Below are 22,561 nucleotides of genomic sequence, written 5' to 3' on the forward strand. Positions count from 1 at the left end.
AGCGTCTTTACATAACGTTTGAAATATAAGATCATAACCACAGCAATATTATTACAAGTCCATAAAACCCAAAAACTCAAGTTTTGTTGAATATTTATAAAGAAAGATTACTTGAGTTTGATAAAATTTTCATATAGATAACACCAGTGGAGATCGTAGCACATAGACCGAACATTGCCAAAGCATGATAGAGATAATAGAAGAAGAACAAAAAAACAATAGAGGTACGACCAAAGGATACTAGACCATTATATTATAGTAACATAAAAAATAAGTGAATCGGTTTCACTCATCTCTTTTTCTGAGCATGCGCATTGTTTCCCTGTGGAGAGAAACTATAAGATCGCTCAACATTCCGAAAATGAACATCTGAATTCCAGAAAGTATAAGTAATGCCGTTAAAACGGTCATCGGAATGCGAGTTACCCCGTTCATCCACTCGTTTACCACATAAAGACCAACAGCAATACCTGAAAGTGTTAATCCGGTACCTAATATTCCAAAGTAGAACATCGGATTATGCAATCTTGCCATTCTGATTATGGTCTTACCGATCTTCAACCCATCTCTTAACGGATTGAGCTTTGTATCCGCAGAGGAATGCCTTGCGACATAAGTGATAGGAACAACTTCGACCTTCATCTCGTGCTTAACACTCTCGACCGTTATCTCGGTCTCGATCTCAAAACCCATTTCGGTCAGAGAAAGGTTCTTTATCACATGGCGTGTGAACCCGCGATATCCTGTCAGTATATCCTCCAGCCAGATACCGTATGCAAACCCGAAAAGTTTGTTAAGTGCCCTATTCCCTGCCAGATTCAATCTTGTAAAAGCGCCGGATTCAAAATTGGCCATCCTGTTCCCGAGGGTATGATCAGCGCGGCCATCGAGTATAGGCTGGAGCACAGCATGAACATCACTGGCAAGATAAGTACCGTCGCCATCTATCATGACGGTGTAAGGCTCTTCGATCAGCTGAAATGCTTCCTGAACAGCCTGCCCTTTACCCTTACCTTCCTGAACAATGACCTTTGCACCGTTCTCTTCAGCAAGCTGACGAGTATTGTCGGAACTATGGCCATCTATAACAAGAATGTTCTCAAAACCTTCCGATCGGAAATCCTTGATAAGCTGTACAATGGTAGCTTCCTCATTCAATGTAGGAATGAGGATGCAAACATCGTTTTTGTCCAGTGAGGTTTGAATATTCATTTACAGAAGTCCCATGTTGTCAAGCTGCTGCCTTACAACCTCAACTCCTTGCTCACAGTGCTGAGGTGATTTACCGCCTGTGACCACAAGTTTACCGGAGCTGAAAATGAGTACTACTACTTTTGGATCAGCAATCCTGTAAACGAGTCCTGGGAACTGCTCAGGCTCATACTCGATATTCTCGAGACCGAGTCCTATAGCAATTGCGTTGAGATTGAGGGTAGCATGAAGGTCAGCTGAAGCAACAATGTTCTGTACAGTGATCTCAGGGTCTACAATAGTCTCCATGCCGATACCGTTGAGCTTCTTTGCCATATTGCCAATGACTATGTGCACATCAGCAACGTTCTTAGCACCGGTACATACGACCTTACCGGATGTGAATACAAGGAATGCGGCCTTTGGGTCAGTAACACGATAGACAAGCCCAGGGAATTTCTGCTTGTTGTATTCCGCACCCTCGAATTCCGCTTCGATCTTTATGAGGTCGAACTCTTCTGCAAGTTTAGTTGATGCGACCACGTTTTCTATTTTGATATTATATTCCGACATGTTCTTTGACCTTCAGTATTATAAGGATAGGTATATTCGCAAATACAGTATATATACTTATACCCTTTCCTTTATATATCGATTTAAAAACTATATCAATGAAAAGTCAGTCTTCGAGCTTCTTCAATCCATCGATGATAGCATCATATTTTTTGCACACCCTCTCAATGAGATCGCCCTCGATAGATGAATGGGTAGGGACCAGAATATCAGCCCCTTCGGTAACGTCCATACCTTCGCTTGATGTACCGTAGTCAGGTGCTATAACTACCCCTTCTGTTGAAATACCAAGGCGCAGATCACTAACGATCCGGGCGATCATGTCCGTTGCTGGCCTGACCTTTTTACTGATCACAAGTGCTTTTGACACATACCTCTCCCTCAGTTCGGTAATGAGTTCGATGCTCTCTTTTACCCTTTCCGGATCAGCCACGTTCTCAAGTACCTTTATGGCATCGATGACATCCTCGAAAGTGGTAGACCTTACCTCGATTATCTCACCGTCATAATGTTCTGTTACTTTTTCGGCGTAACCTTTTGTTATTACAAGTTTATAAACATCAGCAAGCTCATCCAGTTCTTCTTCAGTAGGATCATAAGCATTGATCGTCCTGTAGTCCTTTATACCACAAAGGTCCACAAGGGACCTGTACATCGGAGTAAAACCAATGAACTTACGTCCCAGCCATCTATCAAGGCCTTCCTTACCGCTTTGCTGGCGTGAAAGTTCAACGATCTTTTTCTTGATACATTCCGGTTCATTCCTGTCAAGACCGAAATAATCCGCAAATAGCGGAGTCGTTTGAAGAAGCTTGGTCCTCCCATGAGGCACTGCTTCAATGAAGCCCCTGTCCTTAAGTTCCCGAATATGATCATAAACGGAATTACCCCTCATATCAACGAGCTCCGACTGGACAACGGGCTGATGATAAGCAACCATGGAAAGCGTACGAAGTATCGGTGCTTTCAATTCCTTTGGTGCGATGGGACTTATAAGATCAGTATATTTTGGTTTGACCTGCATGACATAACGTCCGCCAAGGTCTATGATCTCCATTCCGGACTCGCGTGTCGAATACTCTTCCATCAGTGACTGGATCACAGGTGTGACATTCTTTGCTGACCTATTGATGATCTTCGCAAGCGTCTGTGTGTCAACAGCTTCCCCTGCTGCAAAAAGTATGGCTTCTATGATCTCTCTCTCGCTCATTTATTTCCTCTTCAAATCATTCAATGACAGATGGGGGATGCACAAATAATTCCCCGAAAAGTTCTTCCTGTGCCAACAATACCTTTTTCTCAGAAGCAAGGAACAGCAGTGAGATATACGTCATCAATCTTTCCGAGCGACTTCCGGACCAGTCTACAAGGTCCGAGAACATAACTTCATCCCTGGTTCGAAACAACTCTTCCAGAGAAGTATGAAGAATATCCACCCTGCCGCGTATATCCTCCTCATGTGCTATCCCGAGCACATCATCTGTAGTGACCCTGTCAAACACTTCAATGCGACGACGCAGGCGGCGGTCTTTCCTTCTGGTCTCGACCTTTTCCGCCTTCTTAAGCTCATTGATAAGCTCTTGAAGAGTGACCGGCCGGGTTGCAGTACGGCGTATAGGAAGCTTTGGCACTGGATATTCCTCGATGTCATAAAAATCCATGTCATCGTCAAGGAGATCATCATCCAATTCCACATCTTCCTGAACAAGACCTGTTGATTTCATCCTGAGAAGAATAGATGCATATAGAAGGGTCCTTCCCGAGATCCTCAGGTCCATTATCTTAAGATCTTCTATGTATGCCAGAAACTTATCCGTAACTTCGACAATATCAATATCCCAGGGATTAATATCCCCGTTCTTCGCAAGGGTGACGAATATCTCCACAGGTTCACAGAGAACATCATCGGATATCTCGATCTGCGATTCATCGACACCGAGTGAACGAAGGGTCTCAAGAAACTCGGGGTCAATGGAACTACTGGATATTTTGACGATCTCCTCGATGCCAGCGCCTACTTCATCCATACTTGCATCGATTCCTTCAGGCTCCTCTGGAATATCGTTCAACGTAATTTCACACCCGTAATGCTTGTGATGTTGTTCTCCTGCATGGCCACACCAATAGTACGCTCCGCCGCCTCTATCATCGGCTTACGCAGGGACACGACGATAAACTGTGCCTTACCCTTTGCCTTTTTAACACGCTGCGCCACACGGTCAGCGTTCGCACCATCAAGGAACATATCGATCTCATCGAATGCGTAGAAAGGTGCAGGGCGATACTGCTGGATAGCAAAGACAAATGCCAGTGCAGTAAGACTCTTCTCCCCACCGGACATCGCTTCCAGGCGCTGCAGGGTCTTCTCCTTTGGCTGTGCCCGAAGGGTCAGTCCACCATTGAAGGGTTCGTCATTATCATCAAGCACAAGTTCGCCGGAACCATCAGAAAGTTCGTGGAAGATCTCCTTGAAAGGTTCGTTGATACCATGGAAAGTTTCCATGAAAGCATCTTTCTTGAGCGTCTCATACTGATCGATACGAGAAAGGATCTGTTCCCGTTCATTAAAGAGAATGGCCCTTCTGGTCTTAAGGTCCACGACCCTTCCATCGACCTCATCATATTCATCGATGGCTCTCATGTTAACAGGCTCGAGACGTTCCATGGCCTTCTCTATAGATGCGATCCTTGTGCTAACGGTCTCATAATTAGGAACATCCTCGACCTCTTCGATACCACGCCTCACAAGTTCTTCCTTCAGGTCCTTTGCCTGGTCCACAAGAGCATTGCGGGTAGCTTCCAGTACCATCATCGCCTTATCCGCATCATCGAGTCTTGATCGAACAGAAGCAAAGTCCTTCTCAGCCAGATTGTATTCGGTCTGCTTCAGAGCACGCTTCTGCTGCATATCCCTGAGCTCTTCGGTCAGTTCCTGTTCACGCTTTTGCTTTTCCTGGAGAGTGAACTCAAGTTCAGCGATCTTGGTCTTGAACCCAGCAACACGTTCCCGATGCGTGGATTTCTTCTCTTCCATCTCTTTTATAAGCTGACGATCATCTTCGATCTTCTTGGAAGCATATTCGTGATCGAGGTTGAGAGCATTGATATCCGCCTCGATATCACGTATACGCCCATCCAGCCTGCGCAATTCCTCATCGATATGATCAGCCTGTTTGTTAAGCTCAGGAACTTCAGAATCGGAAAGTTTCTCATCAAGGACTGCGATCTCAGCTTCAAGTTCTTTGGAACGCCCTTCCACTTCGGCCTTCCTTGAAGCGACCTGTTCCATCTCTTCACGAAGCTTGGCCCTCTCACCCTCGATCTGCCCAAGCTCGGTGTTCTTAGCTTCGATCAGCTGTGTAAGCCGTTCAGCCCTGCCGCCGATCTCCTCAAAGATCATTTCCTTCTTAGAGATCTCTTTTTCAAATTCGTGGATCTCACGATTGATATCAGCAATATGCCCCTCGACAGCATCCAGTTTCTTGATCGCCGTATTGCGCCTTGATTCAAATTCGGTAAGCTGTTCTGCGATCTTGAACAATTTATCCTTCTCAGCAGCCGCAAATGAGAGACCGGAATTTCGCCCCATCGAGCCACCGGTCATAGCACCGCTTTTCTCAATGACCTCTCCTTCGAGAGTTACCATACGAAGGCCGCCAATGAGACGACGCGCGTTCTCAAGCGTATCCACGATAAGCGTATCTCTGAAGACATACCAGAATGCCGCTTCGAACTTATACCCAAAACCGATAAGATCGATAGCATAGCCTACCACACCCTTCCTGTCAGAAAGGTCCTTGTACGGCCTCCTTGATTCCATCTTGCTCAGCGGAAGGAAGGTTGCACGGCCTCCACGCTGCTGTTTAAGGAAATTGATGGCCCTTGATGCATCCTCATCGGTCTCAACGACCACTGCCTGCATACGTCCCCCGGCAGCAACGCTGAGAGCATTTGCATATTTCTGATCGACACTTCCAAGCTCTGCTATCGTACCATATATTCCGGGAAGACCATGATGCTTCTTCTCGGCAATGATCATGTCAACGGCTTTTGAATAATTACTGGTATCCTCCGCAGCACGCACGCGCGCCTCAAGCAACGCATAGTCCTGCTGATGTTTGCGTAATGTGACATCAAGATCAGTAACAACGCTCTTTATCTGGAAACGGTTACTTTCAAGATCATCAAGATCGCGGGTATGGGAATTGATCTGCTCCGTTAGCTTCTCTATATCATACTGTGCAGACTTCGTATCACTGTCAGAGGACTCGGATTTACCCTTGGCATCCGTGATCTCATTCTCGATATCCCTTACCTCAGCAGACTTCCTCCTCAACGAATCCAGCAAACGGTCTTCCTGACGCATAAGTTCACTTTTATCGTTCTTCACGGTCTCAAGTTCGGACTTGAACACTGAAAGCTCATCACGCGTCTGTGCGAACTTCTCATCCACATCAGAGATCCTGCTTTGCAGGATCATTCTCTCGGTCTTCCTTTCAGATATCTCAGAGAGAATACTGTCCTTACGAAGTGATTCTTCAGAAAGCTTAGAATCAACATCGTTTATCTTGTTCTTTGTTCCCTCGATATCAAGGAAAGCTTTCTTGCGTCTGGAATCAATATCTTCGATCTCATTGTCTGCAAGCTCGATACTATTGACACATCGGGATACTTCTCCCTTTATTTCCTCTATGTCCCTTTTGACCTGTATCTGCTCGTCCTCACCCATCCTCTGGATCTCAGATGTGAGCTCAGTGAGCTCCTTCTCGATCCCTGCAAGCTTCTCCTTCCTCTCCTCGATCGAGAGTTGCAGCTTTTCCTGCACTTCTTTCTTGGAAGAAATATCCTTGTCGACATTCTCAAGTTCAACTTTTGCATCCTTGAGCTTGGAAAGAAGTACGAAACCCTCGAACTTCATCTTCTCCTGCTTGAGCGCCTGATACTTGACCGCCTGATCACGTTCCACCTTGAGCTTCTCAAGCTGTTTTTCCACTTCCTCGATCAGTATATCCGCCCTTTCAACGCGTTCCCTGACGATCTCAAGTTCATTTAGTGCCCTGTCCCTCTTGTTATCGAACTCAGCAACACCGGCGATCTCATCGATGATCTTACGCCGCTCATTCGGGGTCATTGTAATGATGCGAGTAACATCGCCCTGCATGACAACATTGTAACCTTCCGGAGTCACTCTTGCCTTTGAAAGATAATTATGGACCTCAGTGAGGCTCACAGCCTTGCCGTTAAAATAGAAGTAGCTATAATAACCATTATCAGTCTCCCTGATCTTTCGACTTATGACAACCTCATCGGCATCCACCGGCATCTCGCGGTCAATATTATCGAATTTAATAGTGACCTGTGCAAAATCCGGCCTTTTTGCCTTGTCGCCATTGTATATCAGATCAGTAAGTTTTTCAGCCCTTAATGTTCGTGAGTTCGAAAGACCAAGAACGAAAAGGATACCATCGATGATATTTGATTTCCCGCTTCCGTTCGGACCGGAAATGGTAGTAAAATCATCAAAGAAGGGTATCTTAACTTTTTTGCCAAAAGATTTGAAATTTATAAATTCAAGTTCCTTAATATACACAACATTCCTCGGTAAGGGATTATAAAGATCTTCTGCGAGTCGTTGTGATCACCGTATCTTCATCATCACGATCTTCCACAGTCTCAAGTTCGGTCTCAGAACGCCTGCGCAATGACTCCCCTTCTTCAGCGACAATATATTCACAGTCATCGTTCTTTGGGGTCGGAGGAGCACTTCTTTCAAATGGGGTCCTCATATCATTTGCAACAATGTATTCAGAAGGAATACTATCCTGCTGACTCTGCACTGGCTCTTCTGCCTTTATTTCACGTATTTTCATATTGATTTCGCCAGAATTAATAAGGTTGCCCCAGTTCGAACCTGAAGATGTCTGTGACACAGGCGATCTTGCTTCCTGAGCCTTTAGATCAGGAACTGGCACCTCAACTGCGGGCTTTGGAACTGACCTCTGACCAAAAAGAGAGTCAGTAAGACGAACTTTGGATTCAGGAACCGCTTCCAGAGGTTTTTGTGCCGGAACATCAAAGGCCATATCAGTGACAGACTTTGCAAATCCGAGGTCTGATCTTGGAAGATCTTTCCTAAGGGATCTCAACTGAGATTTCTGGTCGAGAAGTTCATCCATCATTCCACTTATATTGCTTGAAAGTTCCTTTAAGTCCTGCTCGACCCTGTTGAGCCGATTGTTGATATCAAGGTCGTTCTTTAGGTCATTACGAAGTTCCCTCATGATAGAATCACGAAGAGTAGTGTTCATAACCTCCATATCGCCTTCCTTTTCAACTAGCTTCCGCTCAAGCCTCTCTATTACAAAGTCTCTGTTCTCGGCGCTCATTAGATCCCTCGCAAATCGTCCATCCCTTATGGTCAAACCATTATCCTAGCTTTAATAGGCTAAAAACTATAATATAACTAACGCTTTGAAACTCAAAGTCATAGCTGCTTTACACCATCATATTTTATATTCTTTGTTCGACAAAATTTAGCAAATTGCCATTTCAGCTTCTGAGTATATACAACGGGTGTGATCGCTCATCGTAGTAGCTGAGAATAACCGAAAGGTCAAAAACATTATGAAAAGCAAGCCACGTTGAGTAGTGGCTATTATGCTAACGCGAATGTGCTCGAAGAAGGTGACAAGTTCATATCATTTGCACCGGTAACCGAGATTGATCTTGCAAGAGGATGATTCCTTTTCATAACAGTGAGTTTTAGGCTTACTATCAGTTTACCATTAGAAATACTAATATCATAAACGAGTTCAATAGGTGTCAACAGCTCGTGCTTACTGATGCCGAACCTTTTTGATGCGTCGAGGATTTCGAAGCCGACCAACTCGTTATCTTCGTTCAAATCCAGAATGATGTCACCCAGAATTAACGACGAGTTGTATTTTCGACCATTTATGTAAGTATAGAATGTATCATTCAGAGAATCATAGTCATGTTCACCAGATTCCCTGTTACCTTTTCTTCCAGACATTTACTTCACCCGCCTGTTTGCCTCTTGCTTAATACAAGTTATTAATGAGATTCTTACCGGACTTTCACTTCTAACTGCACAGATGAGAATAGCATCATATTTATCATTTATCCCATAAATTATTTTAAACTTGTTGTCTTCTTGGTTTACTATTCCCTTTGGTACTTCAGTTGTGAGAATGGCATGTAATTGATCAATGTCTGCAAATTGTTTGAGTTCTCGTCCCTCCACGCGCATTTTAAAATGATCTGTAAAAATCAGATCATATATCTCAATCGATGAGAGTAGTTCTTGGAATTCTTTAATATTCAATTACTTACCTCACTGGCTAACAAAATACAAATGCGGTCTATCTGGACAATACATGCCCAGTTCAATCTTCATTCTCTAGATCAAATCGCAACAATAAACAGCAACTACGCCAAAGTATGTCTTCAGCACACGACACAGCTCGTAGGTCGTGATGCCATCATATACATATCCACGCAGCCCTTTGCAGTACAGATCTTGACATCTCTTTTTCTGAGACTGTCTCATCCACATCGATGCTCTCAACCAAGTATCGCATCATCTGGCTGTGATCACTGAATACGGTCTTGCTTGCCAGTGTGTCTACAGCAATGTCGTGGTAATCGACTTGTTTACAATGAGAGCAGTGGGTGCGGATGTACGTGTTTTCACCATTTTAATTTAATTTGTAACTATTCAGCCTACCCTAGTCAATCGGTCGATGTTGATTTTTGTGCAACCCATATGCGCGCTCACCATCGGACAAGACATGTCAAAATAACAATCAGTCGCCACGATTTGACATATTGTGAATCCGAATGTGTGCATAACATGTACGCCATTAATAACTCCAACAAGGCTCATTGATGTGGTTTTGTATGGGCTGAATAGTCACTTTAATTTTTATTTTTCAGGTGTTACAGCATCATTATACAATTGTTATACTTAAAACGATATTTCTCGACAGATTCAGAAATTACCACTAGTAATTTTCGGCTTCCTATTTTCACAGATCAATTTGAGCAAGGCCTTACCCTTTTCGATAAATGTCATTTACTGGATATGGAAGAGCTATTTGTGATAGGATCTTTCTCAACGACAAAAACGTGGTCTGCTGAATCGATCAATGACTCATCATGTGATACGATCAATATCTGTCCAACCCCGATATTCCTCATCATATCGATAAGTTTGATCAACTGATGGACATGACCACGGTCAAGGAAAACAGTAGGCTCATCAAGTATCAGTGGAGGCAGCTCTGCACTTCCCGGCGCATGTGCCAGCAAACGATATATGGCACACCGAAGGACCAGATTGAATATTGCCCGCTCCCCTCCGCTCAACAACTTGGGTTCAAGAGGCGTGCCATCCTTCTCGTATATCGTCAGATTGTATTCCGGATCAAGGCTGATATGAGAATAGGCATTGTTGGTGTACATAAAAGAGAATATCTCGTTCAGTAACCTGTCAAGAGCATCAATGTTCTTTGCACGAAGCTCCACACGAAGACGCAGATACATCGTTTCAAGTTCCTCTGCATCCCGATAGACTGCTGCAAGGAAATCCTTCTTGTTCACCAACATCTTCTGCTTTTTCTTAAGCTCGTTCAGTCTCTGGATATCCCCTTCTATACGCCCGATCTCCTTGTGGAGTTCACTCTTACGCTGATCCCGCACCTCCATCTCAGAAACGATCCCGTTATATGCACTTTCATACTGAGATCTATCTGCCTGGAGCTTCTTCAGATCAACGTCCCCCAATGCCTCATCAAGTTTAAGGATGCGTTGCTTACGTTCATTTATCTGCGACTCGAACAGTTCTATCTTTTCCAGTCCGTTTTTCACCCCGTCCTGAAGACGGTTGATGTTATTTTGTATATCTTTGACCTTCAGAATATTGGAGCGTATCTGCCTTGCCGCATCCAGTTTATGCAATAACTTCCCATGAAGTTCCTGTGCAGCGGTCTCCTCACTTTTAAGAGACTCCATCCCATTTTTCAGCTCAGCTATCGAACGCTTGCATTCATCAATCTGTTTTTCAATATCTATTACCTTATCATTTTCTTCCTTGATGGAACTTAAATGCTCCTCTATGCCCTTCTCAATGGAAGTGATCTCGTTCTTCTTAAGCAGTAACTGCTTTTCAGCCTCAGCTATCGCTTTAATGATATCCCGCACATTCCGGATAAGTTCCACTTTCACCTTAATTTTGTCCTGGTCTGCCCTTATCAGCTCCAGTTCATTGATAAGCTCGGTTTTCCGATCTTCATCCCCAGCGGTCTCTTCGCATACTTTTGAACCTTGAAGGTCCTGCCCGCAGGTAGGACAAAGCCCCTTGCTAAGAAGGTCTTTGCTCTTCTGTATCTTTTTCTCAAGTTCCGCAACCTTGGTAGATATTTCTTTTTCTTTACCGTGAAGCTTCGTTTGTTTTTCATTCACGAAACCGGAAATATCATCAATTTGATCCAGCTTATCTTCCACAAATCCAAGTTCTTTTGCATCACCGTACTTATTTTGGATGAACGATCCGATCTGTTCGACATCTTCCAGATACTTTTTGAGATCGTTTTTTACAGATACGATTTTCTCTTCCCGGGTTCGTATGCTACCAACCGAATTTTTCAGTTGTTTGTTCAGATTCAGGAGGAAATTGTTTTGTGCCGCCTCATTGTTCAATGCGAGCTCTCTTTTTTTGACAACACCGCTAAGCCCATCCCGCGCAGAAATTTCCTGCTTTTCAAGATCAGTAACACATCCCTCGATATCGGAACCATCTGCGACCTCTATCACTCCGAAAAGGGAGACATTGGAACTATTAAGGGCCAAAATATCCTTGTTCCCTGAGTCCACCTGAGTCCTGGAACTCTCGATGTTGGCATGCTCCTTTGATATATTGGTCTTGAAATCCTTGATCTCAGAATCTGCCTTTTTCTTCTGTTCCAAAGTCTCAGAATACTTCCCGATACGGTCACCGATAGATTCGATCAGCTCTTTAGCCCGTTCTTTTTTTGACCCGAGGTCCAGAATCGCTTTTTCGATCCCTTTCACTTCGGTCCTGAGGCCGTTGAGGACCTGATAAGGTTTTGAATCTTCAAGTCCCTCAATGTCAGCAATATTATCCTTAAGGCGTGCATCGGCTTCCCTCTGGTGCCTTCCAACACCGACCCTTGCACTGCTTGCGCGCTCCCTGTATTCTTCGAGCTTGCCTATCTGAAGAAGATCATCGATCATACGCTGCCGGTCTTTTGTCTTGGCGTTGATGAGTACATCAATTTCCCCCTGCCTGATGTACACACAATTCGTATAAGCCTCCTCATCCATTTTCAGAAGTGCCTTTACAGCTTCATATGTCTGATTTGCCTGGTCCACCATCACTTCATCATTGACCTTAAAAACAGACCTGTTGTTCGATGCCTTCCCGGACCTTGCATCGACCTTGTACCCCTGCTCGATACTGTAATCATTTCCCTGATTCTCAAAATCCACAACAATTGATGCTTTTGTAGCCCCTTTTCGAATAATATCCGAAATTACGAAATCCTTTGAAAGAGCACGACTTCCGAAAAGCCCTGTAAAACAGGCTTCCAGCAAACTGGATTTACCACTGCCGTTCACACCAGATACAACAGTAACCCCATCATCGAAGCTGATATCAAGGTCAATGTAACTCCTGATATTCTCAACACGTACTCTTTTAAGCTTCACAGATAATCCCCCAGATTGTACTGACGTGGTTTTGCATGCACATTCCCCTTATCCACGGGCTCCTTTTCAGTGTCTTGAAGGGTTTCATCATCAGAGTCTTTCGACGTTTCGTCATCAGAAACACTTTCAATCGTGCTTGCTGTGATCATATTGGTATCTTGAACTTCCGGGATCTGTTCGGAAATATTATCAGGGACGTACTTTTCAACCGATTCAGCTATTGTTTCGCCATGGTTAGTTTCTTTTTCCACATCAAGTTCTGCCTTTTCGTACTCACCTACTACTTGAGAGCTGTCCCGAAGACCGACATTCAGAACAGGAACTGAAAAATCGATCGTGGATAGCAAACCGCCTATTTTAGACTCTGTTTCAAGATCGACCTTTGTTTTCGGAACTGAGCTATCCCTTACAACCTCATCGATAATGATACCGCCACTGGTAAGCGTCATATTCTTTATTTCCCTTTTGACAGCTTCGTCAGGATCCGAGAAAGAGACTTCGACATCCATATCTTCAGAGACTCCCTCGCCATGCCGCATATCCCGTATGCGCGTCACAAGGGCTTCCTTTTTTGCAAGGAGGTCCTCTATCTCATTATAAGAAATGGATACATCGGAATTGCCGGAGATATCCAGGAAGACGACCTTCCCGGCAACATCGTAGCCTTTGATAGTATTAATGATAAGTTCGTAAGCGGCATCTTTTTCCCTGAGCTCCACAGGAATGAAAAGAAAATCCCTTGTGACTATATTACGCCGACTGATATCGAGACCATCATCGTTGATAGTAATGATGTTATAGGTTCGTGGATCGCTCTCGGATGCACTATTGCGTTCAGTACTTCCACAATATGTAGCCCATGTACTGCCTACCTTTGTTTTTTCATGCTTGTGGTAATCACCCAGAAGTATGGCATGAAGATCAAATGGAAGGGAGCTTATCACATCCTCACAATCCCATTCCCCAAAGGGGAACGGCGCCATTAGCTGATGCATGACGAGAAGGTTCCACTCCCCGCAATTCTCAGCAGTGAAATCGGAATAATCATAAAGGGGTATCTTAGATCGTGGAACATTATCGATACCATAAACAGCAACACCGTCTATCAGAAATGGCGTAGGGCCAAGTCTTGATGCAATGTCCATGCTCTCGAAAAGGTCCAGCCATTGAGTGTGCTGTTTGCTTTCGTGATTACCTACGATGGAGAGAAAAGGAATTTTCTGTTGTTTTAATTTGGAAAGGATCTTGATAGTATCAAGAATATCCTCCAGTGTAGGGTTCCTTGAATCGAAAAGATCGCCTGCATGAACAACAGCATCCACTTTCATATCAATGGCATCATCGATCACACTGGAAAAAGCATTGATGAAATCCTGCCTGCGTACCTCACTATGATATTGACGATAACCGATATGAGTGTCACCAGTGTGCAGTATTCTGATCTCCCTCTCCATGCCTCATTGTATGCTCTTTTGTATCTTAAGGTTGCTGTTTTAGTGCCATTGCGCCCTTTTGATTATTATTTAGCAGGAGTTAAATTTAAAATGTAGTATACACCTATTGAAACAGTAGAAAGCAGGGAATGTGGTCTTTGCACAGCTTTTGGCTGGCTGCAGCTTTTACTTGAAAAGGTGATATAATGGGAGATAAGATAGAATTTGAGGGAGTGGAAAGGCAGCCGGACATAGGGATGTTGCATGATATGAATGTGGGAAATGTGACTGAGGTACAGCTTTTGACTGGCCGCAGCTGTTACTTGAAAGGTGATATAATGGGATATACAATTGAGTTCGGGGGAGTGGAAAGACAGCCCAACATACGGATGTTACATGATATGAAAGAGGTCGTTTATGACCACGAATGGTTCGGATCAGTGGATGATATTGAACTATACTATATGTTCAGGCATCTTTCATTATCTGAAAAGGAACTGGAAATAATGAACAGGTCCCATCTTCGCTATGATATCACAGTGATCCCCCCGAATATGTTAGGATGTGAGTTCATCAAGACCGCCGGCCATTATCATCCAAATATACCGGGACAGGAGATATCATACCCTGAGGTATACCAGGTGCTTGAAGGCGAAGCGACATATATTCTGCAAAAACATGAGGGAGATGACATTGTGGATACGGTAGTCATCAAAGCAAAAAAAGGCGACATTGTACTTATTCCTCCTGATTACGGACATGTGACGGCCAACGCGTCCGATGAGATCCTTAAAATGGCAAACTGGGTCTGCTGTGATTTTTCTTCCAGTTATGCACCTTTCAGAGATATGGAAGGAGGCGCTTATTATCTGCTAGAGTCCGGATTCGTAAAGAACCACCGTTATGAGAAACTTCCGGAAATAAGGTACATAACTCCGACAGATATTCCTGAGTTTGGCCTTTTCTGCGGCAGGGACATGTACGATCTTGTGAATGATACTGAAAAACTTGAATTCCTTAAAAGCCCACAGAATTTTGCAGGTGTGTTTGAAAGTATTATCAATGTCTGATAATACAACTTTCTTTTTTTCATTGTAGCCCAGACACAAAACTCTAATACAGTAATTTCCTTATTTTAGAGAAACGAGAGCTACCTATGATCAAACAACCCAATCGCGTACAATTCACTTCCTCCCGCATTGAAGACCTTATGTACAGGACCACTTTTGATCCGGTAAATATGACTGGCGAACTGATAGTGAACCTGTCCCTTGTAAAGGAAGAAGATCTCGAGGCCGTTCTGGAGGTATATAACCTTGTCATCAGAAGCGGATTATCGGTCAGCCCTTTCTTGAAAATAATAAAAAGCGGAGAGACCATCGGCGATCTGAAGATAGCACAAGGGGATGTTGGAATTGCTACTGTTTGCAGCATAACCATCGATGGAGTTCTTTTGAAGGGCGGCGTTATGATAAATCCTCGCTTTGGAGGAGTGGTACAGATAAAGGACGGGCAACCGGTTCGTTTTACTGATGTGGTCACTTACGCCAGTACCACCATTGACCCCCTCGAGGTCCTAATGTCCCAGGACATAACATCGGTCACGAAGATGCTGAGAACAGGTTCCGGCAAGATCCTTGCAAATCTCAGGGAAGCTCCCCTGGTGGCAAGGGATGATATCGACCATATCCTTTCAGACCTGATGGAAGCCGGTCTTAGCGGAATAATGGAAGTAGGGGAGCCAAATACGCGCGTTCTGGATGTTCCTGTCGAACGTGATCATTTAGGCGTTGTTGTTATTGGAGGGACCAACCCCATGGCAATGGCAAAGGAACAAGGCTTTGAGATCCGCACCAGTGCAATGTCAGCGCTCATTGGCATTGACAGTATGAAGCACATCGAGGACATTATCTAAACCTCATCTTTTTAGCTGTTTGCCAATAACGGCATCAAGCTTTATTATAAACTCTTCTTTTGCACTTTCAGGGATAGTAGCTCCGGCTGCAATATCATGCCCGCCCCCTGCACCATCGACTTCTGCAGCGGTCATTGACATGGCTTCTGAGAGATTGAGTCCTTTGCGTATCAGGTCCTGGGTACCGCGTGCTGATACTTTTACGCCATCCTTTGTGTCTGCGAATGCGATTATGGGCAGATCCCGATTACCGATAACGGATGTGCTCATGCCTGCAATAATGCCCACGATGGTCTCAAGTATGCTCGAACCGGCATCAAAATACTGAAGATTATCGAGCTGGGTCACACCTTGCTCTTTGACAAACATGAGTCCATTGACAAGGTTCTGCCGGTGCTCGCTCAGAAGTTTCTTTGCAGATTCGTATGCTTCACCCCTGTCACCCATGCACACTGCCAATCCGATATCAGCGTGACCATATCGTGCAGTTGCATTCAGCAAGGTGGAATATTCGGAAGCATCCCTCATTTCGGTACCTTCTTTTTCATTGGTGAGCAGATACACCTCCCCTATCAGACGCTCGATCTTGTAGGGAGGAAGACCTGCACGGAGGCAGTACTGGACAAGAGCTGATACGATCTTCTGTTTATCCATCTGCCCGATGTCGATCCAGCGCCTCCATCGTTCGTCTCCACCGAACTGTATCCCAAGGTCGTGAAGAAATCCTATACAGGCATCTTCATTACCGGTAAGTCCGGGCAGATATGGGTCTGATGCGAACTGGAGAAGTTTGAAGACCGGACGGGTCTGTTTTCCAAAAAGCATTATGTCCTTTTCAAAACTGAGAACACCTGCCTGGGCACCCTCTTCGAGAATATATCGATTTAGACCGGTAAGATGGCCTTTTTTAAGATGCTGAAGGTCCCCTACTGCGCCCACTATAGCAAGGTCTGCAAGATCTTTATTGTCCCCGAGGGCATTTGCCAATATATAGGTCATCCCAGAACCGCTAAGCTCGTATGAGCCATTGAATCCATAAAGATGAGGATTGAGGTGATGTTCCAGTTCGCCCCTTGGTTGATGGTGATCAGCGATAACTGCATTTATTCCGTGAGCATTGAGAGAGTCGATCATTCCGCTTCCAAGGTCAGTAAAAATGACAAGTTCCGGATTCAGGTTCGCTATTGATTCGATCTCCACCTCGTCGAGCTGTTTTACAAAATGGACGGAATGTTCGATCCCTGCCCTCTCCAGTGCTTTACATATTATACCTGCAGAGGTCAACCCATCCGCATCTATATGTGAGACCACATATACAGAACCCTGATCTTTAATTATGGATGAACACTCCATAGCTTTTAATCTGATCTCCTGAATTCTTTCCAACATTTATATGCCACCTTTTACCATTACTCAAGAATTCTTATGCCGCCTCTCCATTTTGCAGGTTCGATAAGATAATGTCCTTTTTTCCTTTCCATCTCAGGATAGGTCTGTATCTCTTCAACAGTGTATTTCAACGATGTTTCATCGTGGTACCGTTCCCTCAACTCATCCCAGGGGATTATGTGTGCTTTTCTGGATTTTCCAGCCCCCATCCTTAATTCTACCGCGAGATAGCCTGTACGCCCCGACCTTCTCAGAAAGTCAGATATGCGGTCTATCTGATGAGCACCCTTTTTATCAACTGTGAAATGCTGGGTAAAATAAAGTGCGTTTGCACCCTTTTCCACCGAAATGCTCTTGCATTCTATGCCCAGATAGTAATCGGGGTTAAGGGAATCCACCAGTACATCCAGGAACTGCGGCGTGAATCGGTGCTGTTTGAGCCTATGTGCGATCCCCCTTACATCAGTATCTTCAAAAAAAGCATTGAAAGATAGTACAAGTTCCCTCTCGAATTCTGTCATGTGTTTACCATATGAATTTTGTGTTTAGATATTGTTGTCCTCTCTTATATTCCTTCTTCCACTGGCGTTACATTGATGTATCAGGCTTATAATGTAGGTACAATGAACAAAAAGACAATGGAAATCTTGCTGGCTATTGGTTCGGTCGTTGTATTCGTAGTGCTTCTTATAATGGTCCACGCAACGGGTATGGAGCCACAGGGATATGGTTTTTTAGGAGCTTTAGTGCTATTCGTACTGACAGTATCCCTTGCAGGCATTAAATTGACAAATATAGAGTAAGACATTTCAAAATAGCTGATCACGCAGTTGTTTCAATAGTAGCCATCTCAACTATTGAATAGGACCAGGTCTTATTTTAGATATAAAACAGGCACTCGCCACCGTTCGAGGTCACGTGAACTGGTAGTTCAGATATTTGATGAATGATCAGTAAAAATAATAAATGTAAAAAGTGTGGGGAGAGGTCGGTATAAATACCGACCTTCTTCTTGGGGTTTCGTTTTTTCGTTTTTCAAGCGCAGTAAATTACTGCTTCATCAGGAATTCAATGAAATCCGGGCTAAGCCTGGTTTCTCTGACCATCTTCTCATTGATCTCTTCTTCAGAGATACCTTCGTCGCGGTACTCCTTTATTCGATCATAGACGCCCTGAGAGACTTCGGAATATTCGTTGATATCCTTTCTGTGGCCCCATACATCGCCTTCGAGAAGATTTATGTCCTGCATTTCAAGATACATCTTTGCAGACTTGGATATTGTCTTCTTGTATGAACTTGGAATGTGAAGTGCTTTGACACTTGGACATTTTTTAACAAGCTCGAAAATATCCGTGTTTGACGGTCTGAATGCAAGGTGGACGATCTCTTCGTTTTCGCTTAACGTCTTAATCTCTTCTTTTGAACTTACGACTCTAATCTTCATTATTTGACCCTTCCTGTTTTTCGATTGTGCCGTTATTATTTTGAGTGTTACGTAAAAATCTGCATATACAACACATCTGTTTGTATATACACAACCTCTTCTATATAAATATTATCAGTGTTATTTGTAAAAAATTACCCTATCGAAATAAGATTCATAATTCAGGGAATTCGGCAGTTTTAAGATATATTGTACCATTAATGCCAGCATAAGTTCAGAAGATGCATATTTGACAGAACATTTCAGGAAACCAGACCATGAAAAGCACAACAATTGGTAATGTATCAATAGAATGGCTAGGCCATGCCGGATTCATATTGCGCGGGCAGAAAAAAGTGATATATATTGACCCATATGCAATTCCAGATGAGATCGGTCCTGAAGATGAAGCTGACATCATCCTTTTGACACACGAACATTTCGACCATTGCGATCCAAGTTCCATACGGACGGTCCGTGGAAGCATGACAACGACACTGATCCCGGAAAAGATGTCATTACAATTCAAAGGCGATGCACGCAGGATCATTGAAGGAGATGAACTCACGGGTAATCTGGCAATAAAGGGAGTAGATATAGAGGTCGTGCCTTCTTACAATCTGAATAAACCAAACCATCCACGAGGGGAAGGTGTAGGTTATATAGTCGAACTTGAAGGCATAAGGATATATCATGCAGGAGATTCAGACCTGATCCCCGAAATGGCCGAGATACATGCAGATGTTGTTCTTCTGCCCATAAGTGCTGATTTTACAATGAGTGAAGAAGAGGCTGCAGAAGCAGCAATCTCCATAGGACCAAAGGTTGCAATTCCCATGCATTATGGCCTTGTTGAAGGTACTGATGCAGATCCACTGAAGTTCAAAGAGCTCATCAATGCAAAGGATCCTAACATCGACGTGATAATTCTTTAAAATGATCATGTGTATACACAATAGGTAATAGGTACATGTCCCGAATGAAAAAGAAACAAAAAAATATTATTAAAGATGTGGCGACTGAGAGGATCGAACGTCTGTTCAAACTGGCAGCCGAGGAATACAGATCCAACCCTGAAAGAAGCGACAGATACGTCCAGCTGGCAAGGCGTATCGGTATGAAGTACCGCTTGCGATTCCCATCGTCCCTGAAACGTAAAATGTGCAGAGGATGTAGCTCATACCTTGTTCCCGGAAGCAGTTCAAGAGTAAGACTTCATGGAAGGTATATGACCATAACATGCCTTAAGTGCGGGCAAGAAGTGAGGATACCATACCATCTAAAAGAATAAACTGTTCAGTTCCCGGAAACCAGATTCAGCAGTTTAACAATAAGATATACTCCAACGACCATTCCAATTCCCATTATTGCGAAGATAAGGATGTTCCTGAGTACTTCGTTCTTTTCAGAACCTGCACGTATTCCGAATGCACCACAGGTGCCACCTGAACAACCGCCACAACCATCAGACTTGCTGCTGCCCTTTTTATTCACAGGCACTTCATTGAGCACAGGGATTATCAGTTTACCATCGACCATTATCTCAGCCTACCACAGTTCATTGTTCGATCATAATTAGAAAAGGCATAGTCAACAAAAGATATAAAAGGACGACGAGAGGGGGATTCGAACCCCCGAGGTGCCGGGCACCACAGGATTAGCAATCCTGCGCCATACCGGGCTTGGCTATCTCGTCATTAAGAGTTATTGTCACGCCAATGCGATTCCATAAAGGCAATAGCATTATTTAACGCTTTTCGTTAAAAGTGCAAAGTGGCGGGCATACCGCGAGTTGCTGAACATCACCGACCCAAATGATCTGTGACCTCTCCTCCACCCCGCAGCCCTCCAAGCGACAAATGTCAATGGTAGGTCTGCTCCCTTCCGGGCCTCGACTGGTTCCCACTGCAAAGATAGGTGAACCAATTCTCCAATTGGTCCTCCTACCAACATCATCCAAGCAGGACGGGGCTTCTACGTTGAAATCACAGGTTTGAATCTGATCAAAACAACTTCTTTTGGCTTCGTCTCCCGCATATCGGCGATTTCGGGTTACAGGTAACGCCGGCCTACCCAGACTAGCCCGCCACGCATAGATATGCTTTACAGGTAATAAAAGTATTCCTATCGCACATTGCAACAACGGAAGAACGACTGTACGAATATAGTTATATGATGTAGTAGTAAACTGTATATGGTGAGAAAATGGAAGAATTAATGGGTTTTGTTACCGGAAACAAGAACAGACAGAAATTATTGGCCTTACTCGAATCCAGAGGACAGTTGGAAGGAGCACGCATCGCTAAGAACATGCATATTGCAAAAATATCTGCGGATAAGATACTCGAAGAACTTGCCGCAAAAGAGCTTATCGTTGAGGAAAGTGGATTTTACAAACTCACAGAACTTGGCACAACGGTTACGAGGACCGTACTTTCAATATAAGAATGAAAGTAGTATTTATGCTACTTTTATATCCTTTTTTTACTGATCCTGCCGTTCAAGGCAACACATCACACTGAAGCTTGATACCAGTGTCAGAGATCGTGTATTCCCGCATGATCAAACCATGGCGAGAACCTTTGGATTTCAGTATCCTCAAATACCTTTTGAACTCATTGGAACAGAGTATCTGCGTAAGGGTTATCACAGTGTCCATGATAAATGATGCTTCATTGCTCATGATCCTGCCCGTCTGCGGGTCCAGTTCTGTTGTAAAAACTGAGGATACGCCCATACTGTTGAGATAATTTATAAGGCTAAGCAGATATCCACGAAGTTTGATATCATCGGGGAATGTGATCTCCAGATTAACAAGGCCGTCCAGAACAATGCGCGTAATACCAAGTTCATCTATGAGTTCCTTTAGTCTTATTGCATGTTCCGCAGGATGAATTTCCTCAGGATTGGAATGAATGAACCGTAATTGCCCGGAATCGACATACTTTTGCATATCCCAGTTGAACTTTGCCGCTTCCCTGATGATCTGTTCCGGCCTTTCACCATAGGATACTATCACCCCATTTTCACCATTACTGAGCCCTTCCATAATGAAGTTCCATGCGAAGATCGACTTACCCGAGCCAGGCTCACCTGCAACGAGCATACTGCTCCCTGCAATTATGCCTCCGTAGAGCATAAGATCGAAATTGTCCATTCCAGACCTTATCTTTATTTCAGCTACCTCATCCCGTTTCGAACTTACCAGACGAGGATAGACAACGAACCCTTCAGAGCTTACATCATAACTGTAATCCCTGGCAGTGCTTATCCCCCTCTTTTGGAGGTCGAGTCCCAGCATTTTAAGAACTCTCATTTTATGTGCAGTATGATAACCGGAATTCTCTCTTGACAGGTAAATGATACCATCAGTAAGGTGACTTACCACAGACCCATGTATCTGTTCTTCCAGAAGTTCACCTGTCAGTATCACAAGAGCATTCGATTCCTTGAGCATGGAGTCAAGCGTATAGAAAAAGCGCCTTCTTTCCTGTTCAACAAAACCAAATCCCATAGGAGTTATAGGATCAATGACAATGCGGCCAGGATTTTCTGAGGTGATAACATTCCCCATTTCGATCAACATGCTCAGTGGATCCTTTTCAGCAGCCTGTCTGCTTAAAGGATGGATACTGACATTCTCGAAGAGAAACGGGAAAACAGACTGTAATTTCTCGAATCTTTCAGATGTCTCTGTTGTAAGCGGTATGTACAGCACTTTCTCTCCGTTCTTTGCGGCATTTGAAAGCATCTGAAGTGCCATTGTGGTCTTACCGACCCCGGCTGTACCGGCAACAAGGATTGTCGAGGGGGTTCTAAAACCACCAAGTATCTCATCAAGTCCCTCAATACAACACGGCAAATTCTGAAGTTCGGGCATTATAATT

21 protein-coding genes, 1 tRNA gene and 1 other RNA gene are annotated in these 22,561 nt (G+C 44.0%); 6 read left to right on the top strand and 17 right to left on the bottom strand.

The window, feature by feature from the left end; genetic code table 11:
• Nucleotides 1-285: 285 nt before the first annotated feature.
• From aglJ to KDK67_RS05405, 10 genes are all read right to left on the bottom strand, one after another.
• Nucleotides 286-1,212 (bottom strand): S-layer glycoprotein N-glycosyltransferase AglJ, encoded by a 927-nt coding sequence (aglJ, locus tag KDK67_RS05360; protein WP_250867808.1) that lies wholly within the window; start codon nt 1,210-1,212, stop codon nt 286-288.
• A complete protein-coding gene (locus tag KDK67_RS05365) occupies nt 1,213-1,764 on the bottom strand; it encodes a TATA-box-binding protein (RefSeq protein WP_250867809.1) in 552 nt (183 codons plus the stop codon).
• A 106-nt stretch (nt 1,765-1,870) separates the two neighbouring features.
• Nucleotides 1,871-2,974 carry an SMC-Scp complex subunit ScpB gene (gene scpB / locus KDK67_RS05370; protein ID WP_250867810.1) on the bottom strand — a complete coding sequence of 368 codons (1,104 nt, stop codon included), beginning with the start codon at nt 2,972-2,974 and terminating at the stop codon, nt 1,871-1,873.
• 16 nt (nt 2,975-2,990) lie between these two features.
• On the bottom strand, nt 2,991-3,833 hold the full coding sequence (locus KDK67_RS05375) for a segregation and condensation protein A (RefSeq protein ID WP_250867811.1): 843 nt from the start codon (nt 3,831-3,833) through the stop codon (nt 2,991-2,993).
• Entirely contained in the window at nt 3,830-7,354 is a 3,525-nt protein-coding gene (smc, locus tag KDK67_RS05380; protein ID WP_250867812.1) for a chromosome segregation protein SMC, read from the bottom strand. The genes KDK67_RS05375 and smc overlap by 4 nt, the downstream gene beginning before the upstream one ends.
• A gap of 19 nt (nt 7,355-7,373) precedes the next feature.
• Nucleotides 7,374-8,150, bottom strand: a complete 777-nt coding sequence (locus tag KDK67_RS05385; RefSeq protein ID WP_250867813.1) for a hypothetical protein — start codon at nt 8,148-8,150, stop codon at nt 7,374-7,376.
• A 269-nt stretch (nt 8,151-8,419) separates the two neighbouring features.
• Nucleotides 8,420-8,797 (bottom strand): DUF2283 domain-containing protein, encoded by a 378-nt coding sequence (locus tag KDK67_RS05390; RefSeq protein WP_250867814.1) that lies wholly within the window; start codon nt 8,795-8,797, stop codon nt 8,420-8,422.
• Nucleotides 8,798-9,109 (bottom strand): hypothetical protein, encoded by a 312-nt coding sequence (locus KDK67_RS05395; RefSeq protein WP_250867815.1) that lies wholly within the window; start codon nt 9,107-9,109, stop codon nt 8,798-8,800.
• A 746-nt stretch (nt 9,110-9,855) separates the two neighbouring features.
• Entirely contained in the window at nt 9,856-12,513 is a 2,658-nt protein-coding gene (locus tag KDK67_RS05400) for an AAA family ATPase (protein WP_250867816.1), read from the bottom strand.
• Nucleotides 12,510-13,967 carry a metallophosphoesterase family protein gene (locus KDK67_RS05405; RefSeq protein ID WP_250867817.1) on the bottom strand — a complete coding sequence of 486 codons (1,458 nt, stop codon included), beginning with the start codon at nt 13,965-13,967 and terminating at the stop codon, nt 12,510-12,512. The genes KDK67_RS05400 and KDK67_RS05405 overlap by 4 nt, the downstream gene beginning before the upstream one ends.
• A 185-nt stretch (nt 13,968-14,152) precedes the next feature.
• Here KDK67_RS05405 and KDK67_RS05410 point away from each other — a divergent pair, with 185 nt between their 5' ends.
• Nucleotides 14,153-15,016 carry a glucose-6-phosphate isomerase family protein gene (locus KDK67_RS05410; RefSeq protein WP_420846921.1) on the top strand — a complete coding sequence of 288 codons (864 nt, stop codon included), beginning with the start codon at nt 14,153-14,155 and terminating at the stop codon, nt 15,014-15,016.
• Nucleotides 15,017-15,102: 86 nt separating this feature from the next.
• Entirely contained in the window at nt 15,103-15,861 is a 759-nt protein-coding gene (locus KDK67_RS05415) for a DUF128 domain-containing protein (RefSeq protein WP_250867818.1), read from the top strand.
• Between the two features lie 3 nt (nt 15,862-15,864).
• Here KDK67_RS05415 and recJ read toward each other — a convergent pair whose 3' ends face one another.
• A complete protein-coding gene (gene recJ / locus KDK67_RS05420; RefSeq protein WP_250867819.1) occupies nt 15,865-17,250 on the bottom strand; it encodes a RecJ family nuclease in 1,386 nt (461 codons plus the stop codon).
• 20 nt (nt 17,251-17,270) lie between these two features.
• Nucleotides 17,271-17,771: a hypothetical protein gene (locus tag KDK67_RS05425; RefSeq protein ID WP_250867820.1), complete on the bottom strand. Its 501-nt coding sequence runs from the start codon at nt 17,769-17,771 to the stop codon at nt 17,271-17,273.
• Nucleotides 17,772-17,873: 102 nt separating this feature from the next.
• On the opposite strand from KDK67_RS05425, the gene KDK67_RS05430 reads away from it, so the two are divergent.
• Complete coding sequence (locus KDK67_RS05430; RefSeq protein ID WP_250867821.1) at nt 17,874-18,053, top strand: hypothetical protein; 180 nt, start codon at nt 17,874-17,876, stop codon at nt 18,051-18,053.
• A gap of 246 nt (nt 18,054-18,299) precedes the next feature.
• On the opposite strand, the gene KDK67_RS05435 is transcribed toward KDK67_RS05430, so the two are convergent.
• Nucleotides 18,300-18,695, bottom strand: coding sequence for a DUF1699 family protein (locus tag KDK67_RS05435; RefSeq protein WP_250867822.1), 396 nt, complete (start codon nt 18,693-18,695; stop codon nt 18,300-18,302).
• A gap of 257 nt (nt 18,696-18,952) precedes the next feature.
• Between KDK67_RS05435 and KDK67_RS05440 the strand changes: the two genes are divergently transcribed.
• On the top strand, nt 18,953-19,609 hold the full coding sequence (locus KDK67_RS05440; RefSeq protein ID WP_250867823.1) for an MBL fold metallo-hydrolase: 657 nt from the start codon (nt 18,953-18,955) through the stop codon (nt 19,607-19,609).
• Between the two features lie 35 nt (nt 19,610-19,644).
• The gene (locus KDK67_RS05445) at nt 19,645-19,965 is read left to right on the top strand and encodes a ribonuclease P protein component 4 (protein ID WP_250867824.1); all 321 of its coding nucleotides are present in this window, start codon (nt 19,645-19,647) and stop codon (nt 19,963-19,965) included.
• Between the two features lie 5 nt (nt 19,966-19,970).
• On the opposite strand, the gene KDK67_RS05450 is transcribed toward KDK67_RS05445, so the two are convergent.
• From KDK67_RS05450 to ffs, 3 genes are all read right to left on the bottom strand, one after another.
• Entirely contained in the window at nt 19,971-20,213 is a 243-nt protein-coding gene (locus KDK67_RS05450; protein ID WP_250867825.1) for a hypothetical protein, read from the bottom strand.
• Nucleotides 20,214-20,285: 72 nt separating this feature from the next.
• A tRNA-Ser gene (locus KDK67_RS05455) sits at nt 20,286-20,370 on the bottom strand.
• Between the two features lie 78 nt (nt 20,371-20,448).
• An RNA gene (gene ffs / locus KDK67_RS05460) (signal recognition particle sRNA) lies at nt 20,449-20,763 on the bottom strand.
• A 116-nt stretch (nt 20,764-20,879) separates the two neighbouring features.
• On the opposite strand from ffs, the gene KDK67_RS05465 reads away from it, so the two are divergent.
• Nucleotides 20,880-21,119 (top strand): transcriptional regulator, encoded by a 240-nt coding sequence (locus tag KDK67_RS05465; RefSeq protein WP_250867826.1) that lies wholly within the window; start codon nt 20,880-20,882, stop codon nt 21,117-21,119.
• 55 nt (nt 21,120-21,174) lie between these two features.
• On the opposite strand, the gene KDK67_RS05470 is transcribed toward KDK67_RS05465, so the two are convergent.
• Nucleotides 21,175-22,554, bottom strand: coding sequence for an ATPase domain-containing protein (locus tag KDK67_RS05470; RefSeq protein ID WP_250867827.1), 1,380 nt, complete (start codon nt 22,552-22,554; stop codon nt 21,175-21,177).
• Between the last annotated feature and the right edge of the window lie 7 nt (nt 22,555-22,561).

The sequence above is a fragment of the Methanococcoides seepicolus genome (genome assembly GCF_023684405.1).
Lineage (GTDB): Archaea > Halobacteriota > Methanosarcinia > Methanosarcinales > Methanosarcinaceae > Methanococcoides > Methanococcoides seepicolus.

Coding starts and splice junctions, on each gene's coding strand:
- aglJ (WP_250867808.1), bottom strand. CDS start 1,212: ATGAATATTCAAACCTCACTGGACAAAAACGATGTTTGCATCCTCATT.
- KDK67_RS05365 (WP_250867809.1), bottom strand. CDS start 1,764: ATGTCGGAATATAATATCAAAATAGAAAACGTGGTCGCATCAACTAAA.
- scpB (WP_250867810.1), bottom strand. CDS start 2,974: ATGAGCGAGAGAGAGATCATAGAAGCCATACTTTTTGCAGCAGGGGAA.
- KDK67_RS05385 (WP_250867813.1), bottom strand. CDS start 8,150: ATGAGCGCCGAGAACAGAGACTTTGTAATAGAGAGGCTTGAGCGGAAG.
- KDK67_RS05390 (WP_250867814.1), bottom strand. CDS start 8,797: ATGTCTGGAAGAAAAGGTAACAGGGAATCTGGTGAACATGACTATGAT.
- KDK67_RS05405 (WP_250867817.1), bottom strand. CDS start 13,967: ATGGAGAGGGAGATCAGAATACTGCACACTGGTGACACTCATATCGGT.
- KDK67_RS05410 (WP_420846921.1), top strand. CDS start 14,153: ATGGGAGATAAGATAGAATTTGAGGGAGTGGAAAGGCAGCCGGACATA.
- KDK67_RS05415 (WP_250867818.1), top strand. CDS start 15,103: ATGATCAAACAACCCAATCGCGTACAATTCACTTCCTCCCGCATTGAA.
- recJ (WP_250867819.1), bottom strand. CDS start 17,250: ATGTTGGAAAGAATTCAGGAGATCAGATTAAAAGCTATGGAGTGTTCA.
- KDK67_RS05425 (WP_250867820.1), bottom strand. CDS start 17,771: ATGACAGAATTCGAGAGGGAACTTGTACTATCTTTCAATGCTTTTTTT.
- KDK67_RS05430 (WP_250867821.1), top strand. CDS start 17,874: ATGAACAAAAAGACAATGGAAATCTTGCTGGCTATTGGTTCGGTCGTT.
- KDK67_RS05435 (WP_250867822.1), bottom strand. CDS start 18,695: ATGAAGATTAGAGTCGTAAGTTCAAAAGAAGAGATTAAGACGTTAAGC.
- KDK67_RS05440 (WP_250867823.1), top strand. CDS start 18,953: ATGAAAAGCACAACAATTGGTAATGTATCAATAGAATGGCTAGGCCAT.
- KDK67_RS05445 (WP_250867824.1), top strand. CDS start 19,645: ATGTCCCGAATGAAAAAGAAACAAAAAAATATTATTAAAGATGTGGCG.
- KDK67_RS05450 (WP_250867825.1), bottom strand. CDS start 20,213: ATGGTCGATGGTAAACTGATAATCCCTGTGCTCAATGAAGTGCCTGTG.
- KDK67_RS05465 (WP_250867826.1), top strand. CDS start 20,880: ATGGAAGAATTAATGGGTTTTGTTACCGGAAACAAGAACAGACAGAAA.
- KDK67_RS05470 (WP_250867827.1), bottom strand. CDS start 22,554: ATGCCCGAACTTCAGAATTTGCCGTGTTGTATTGAGGGACTTGATGAG.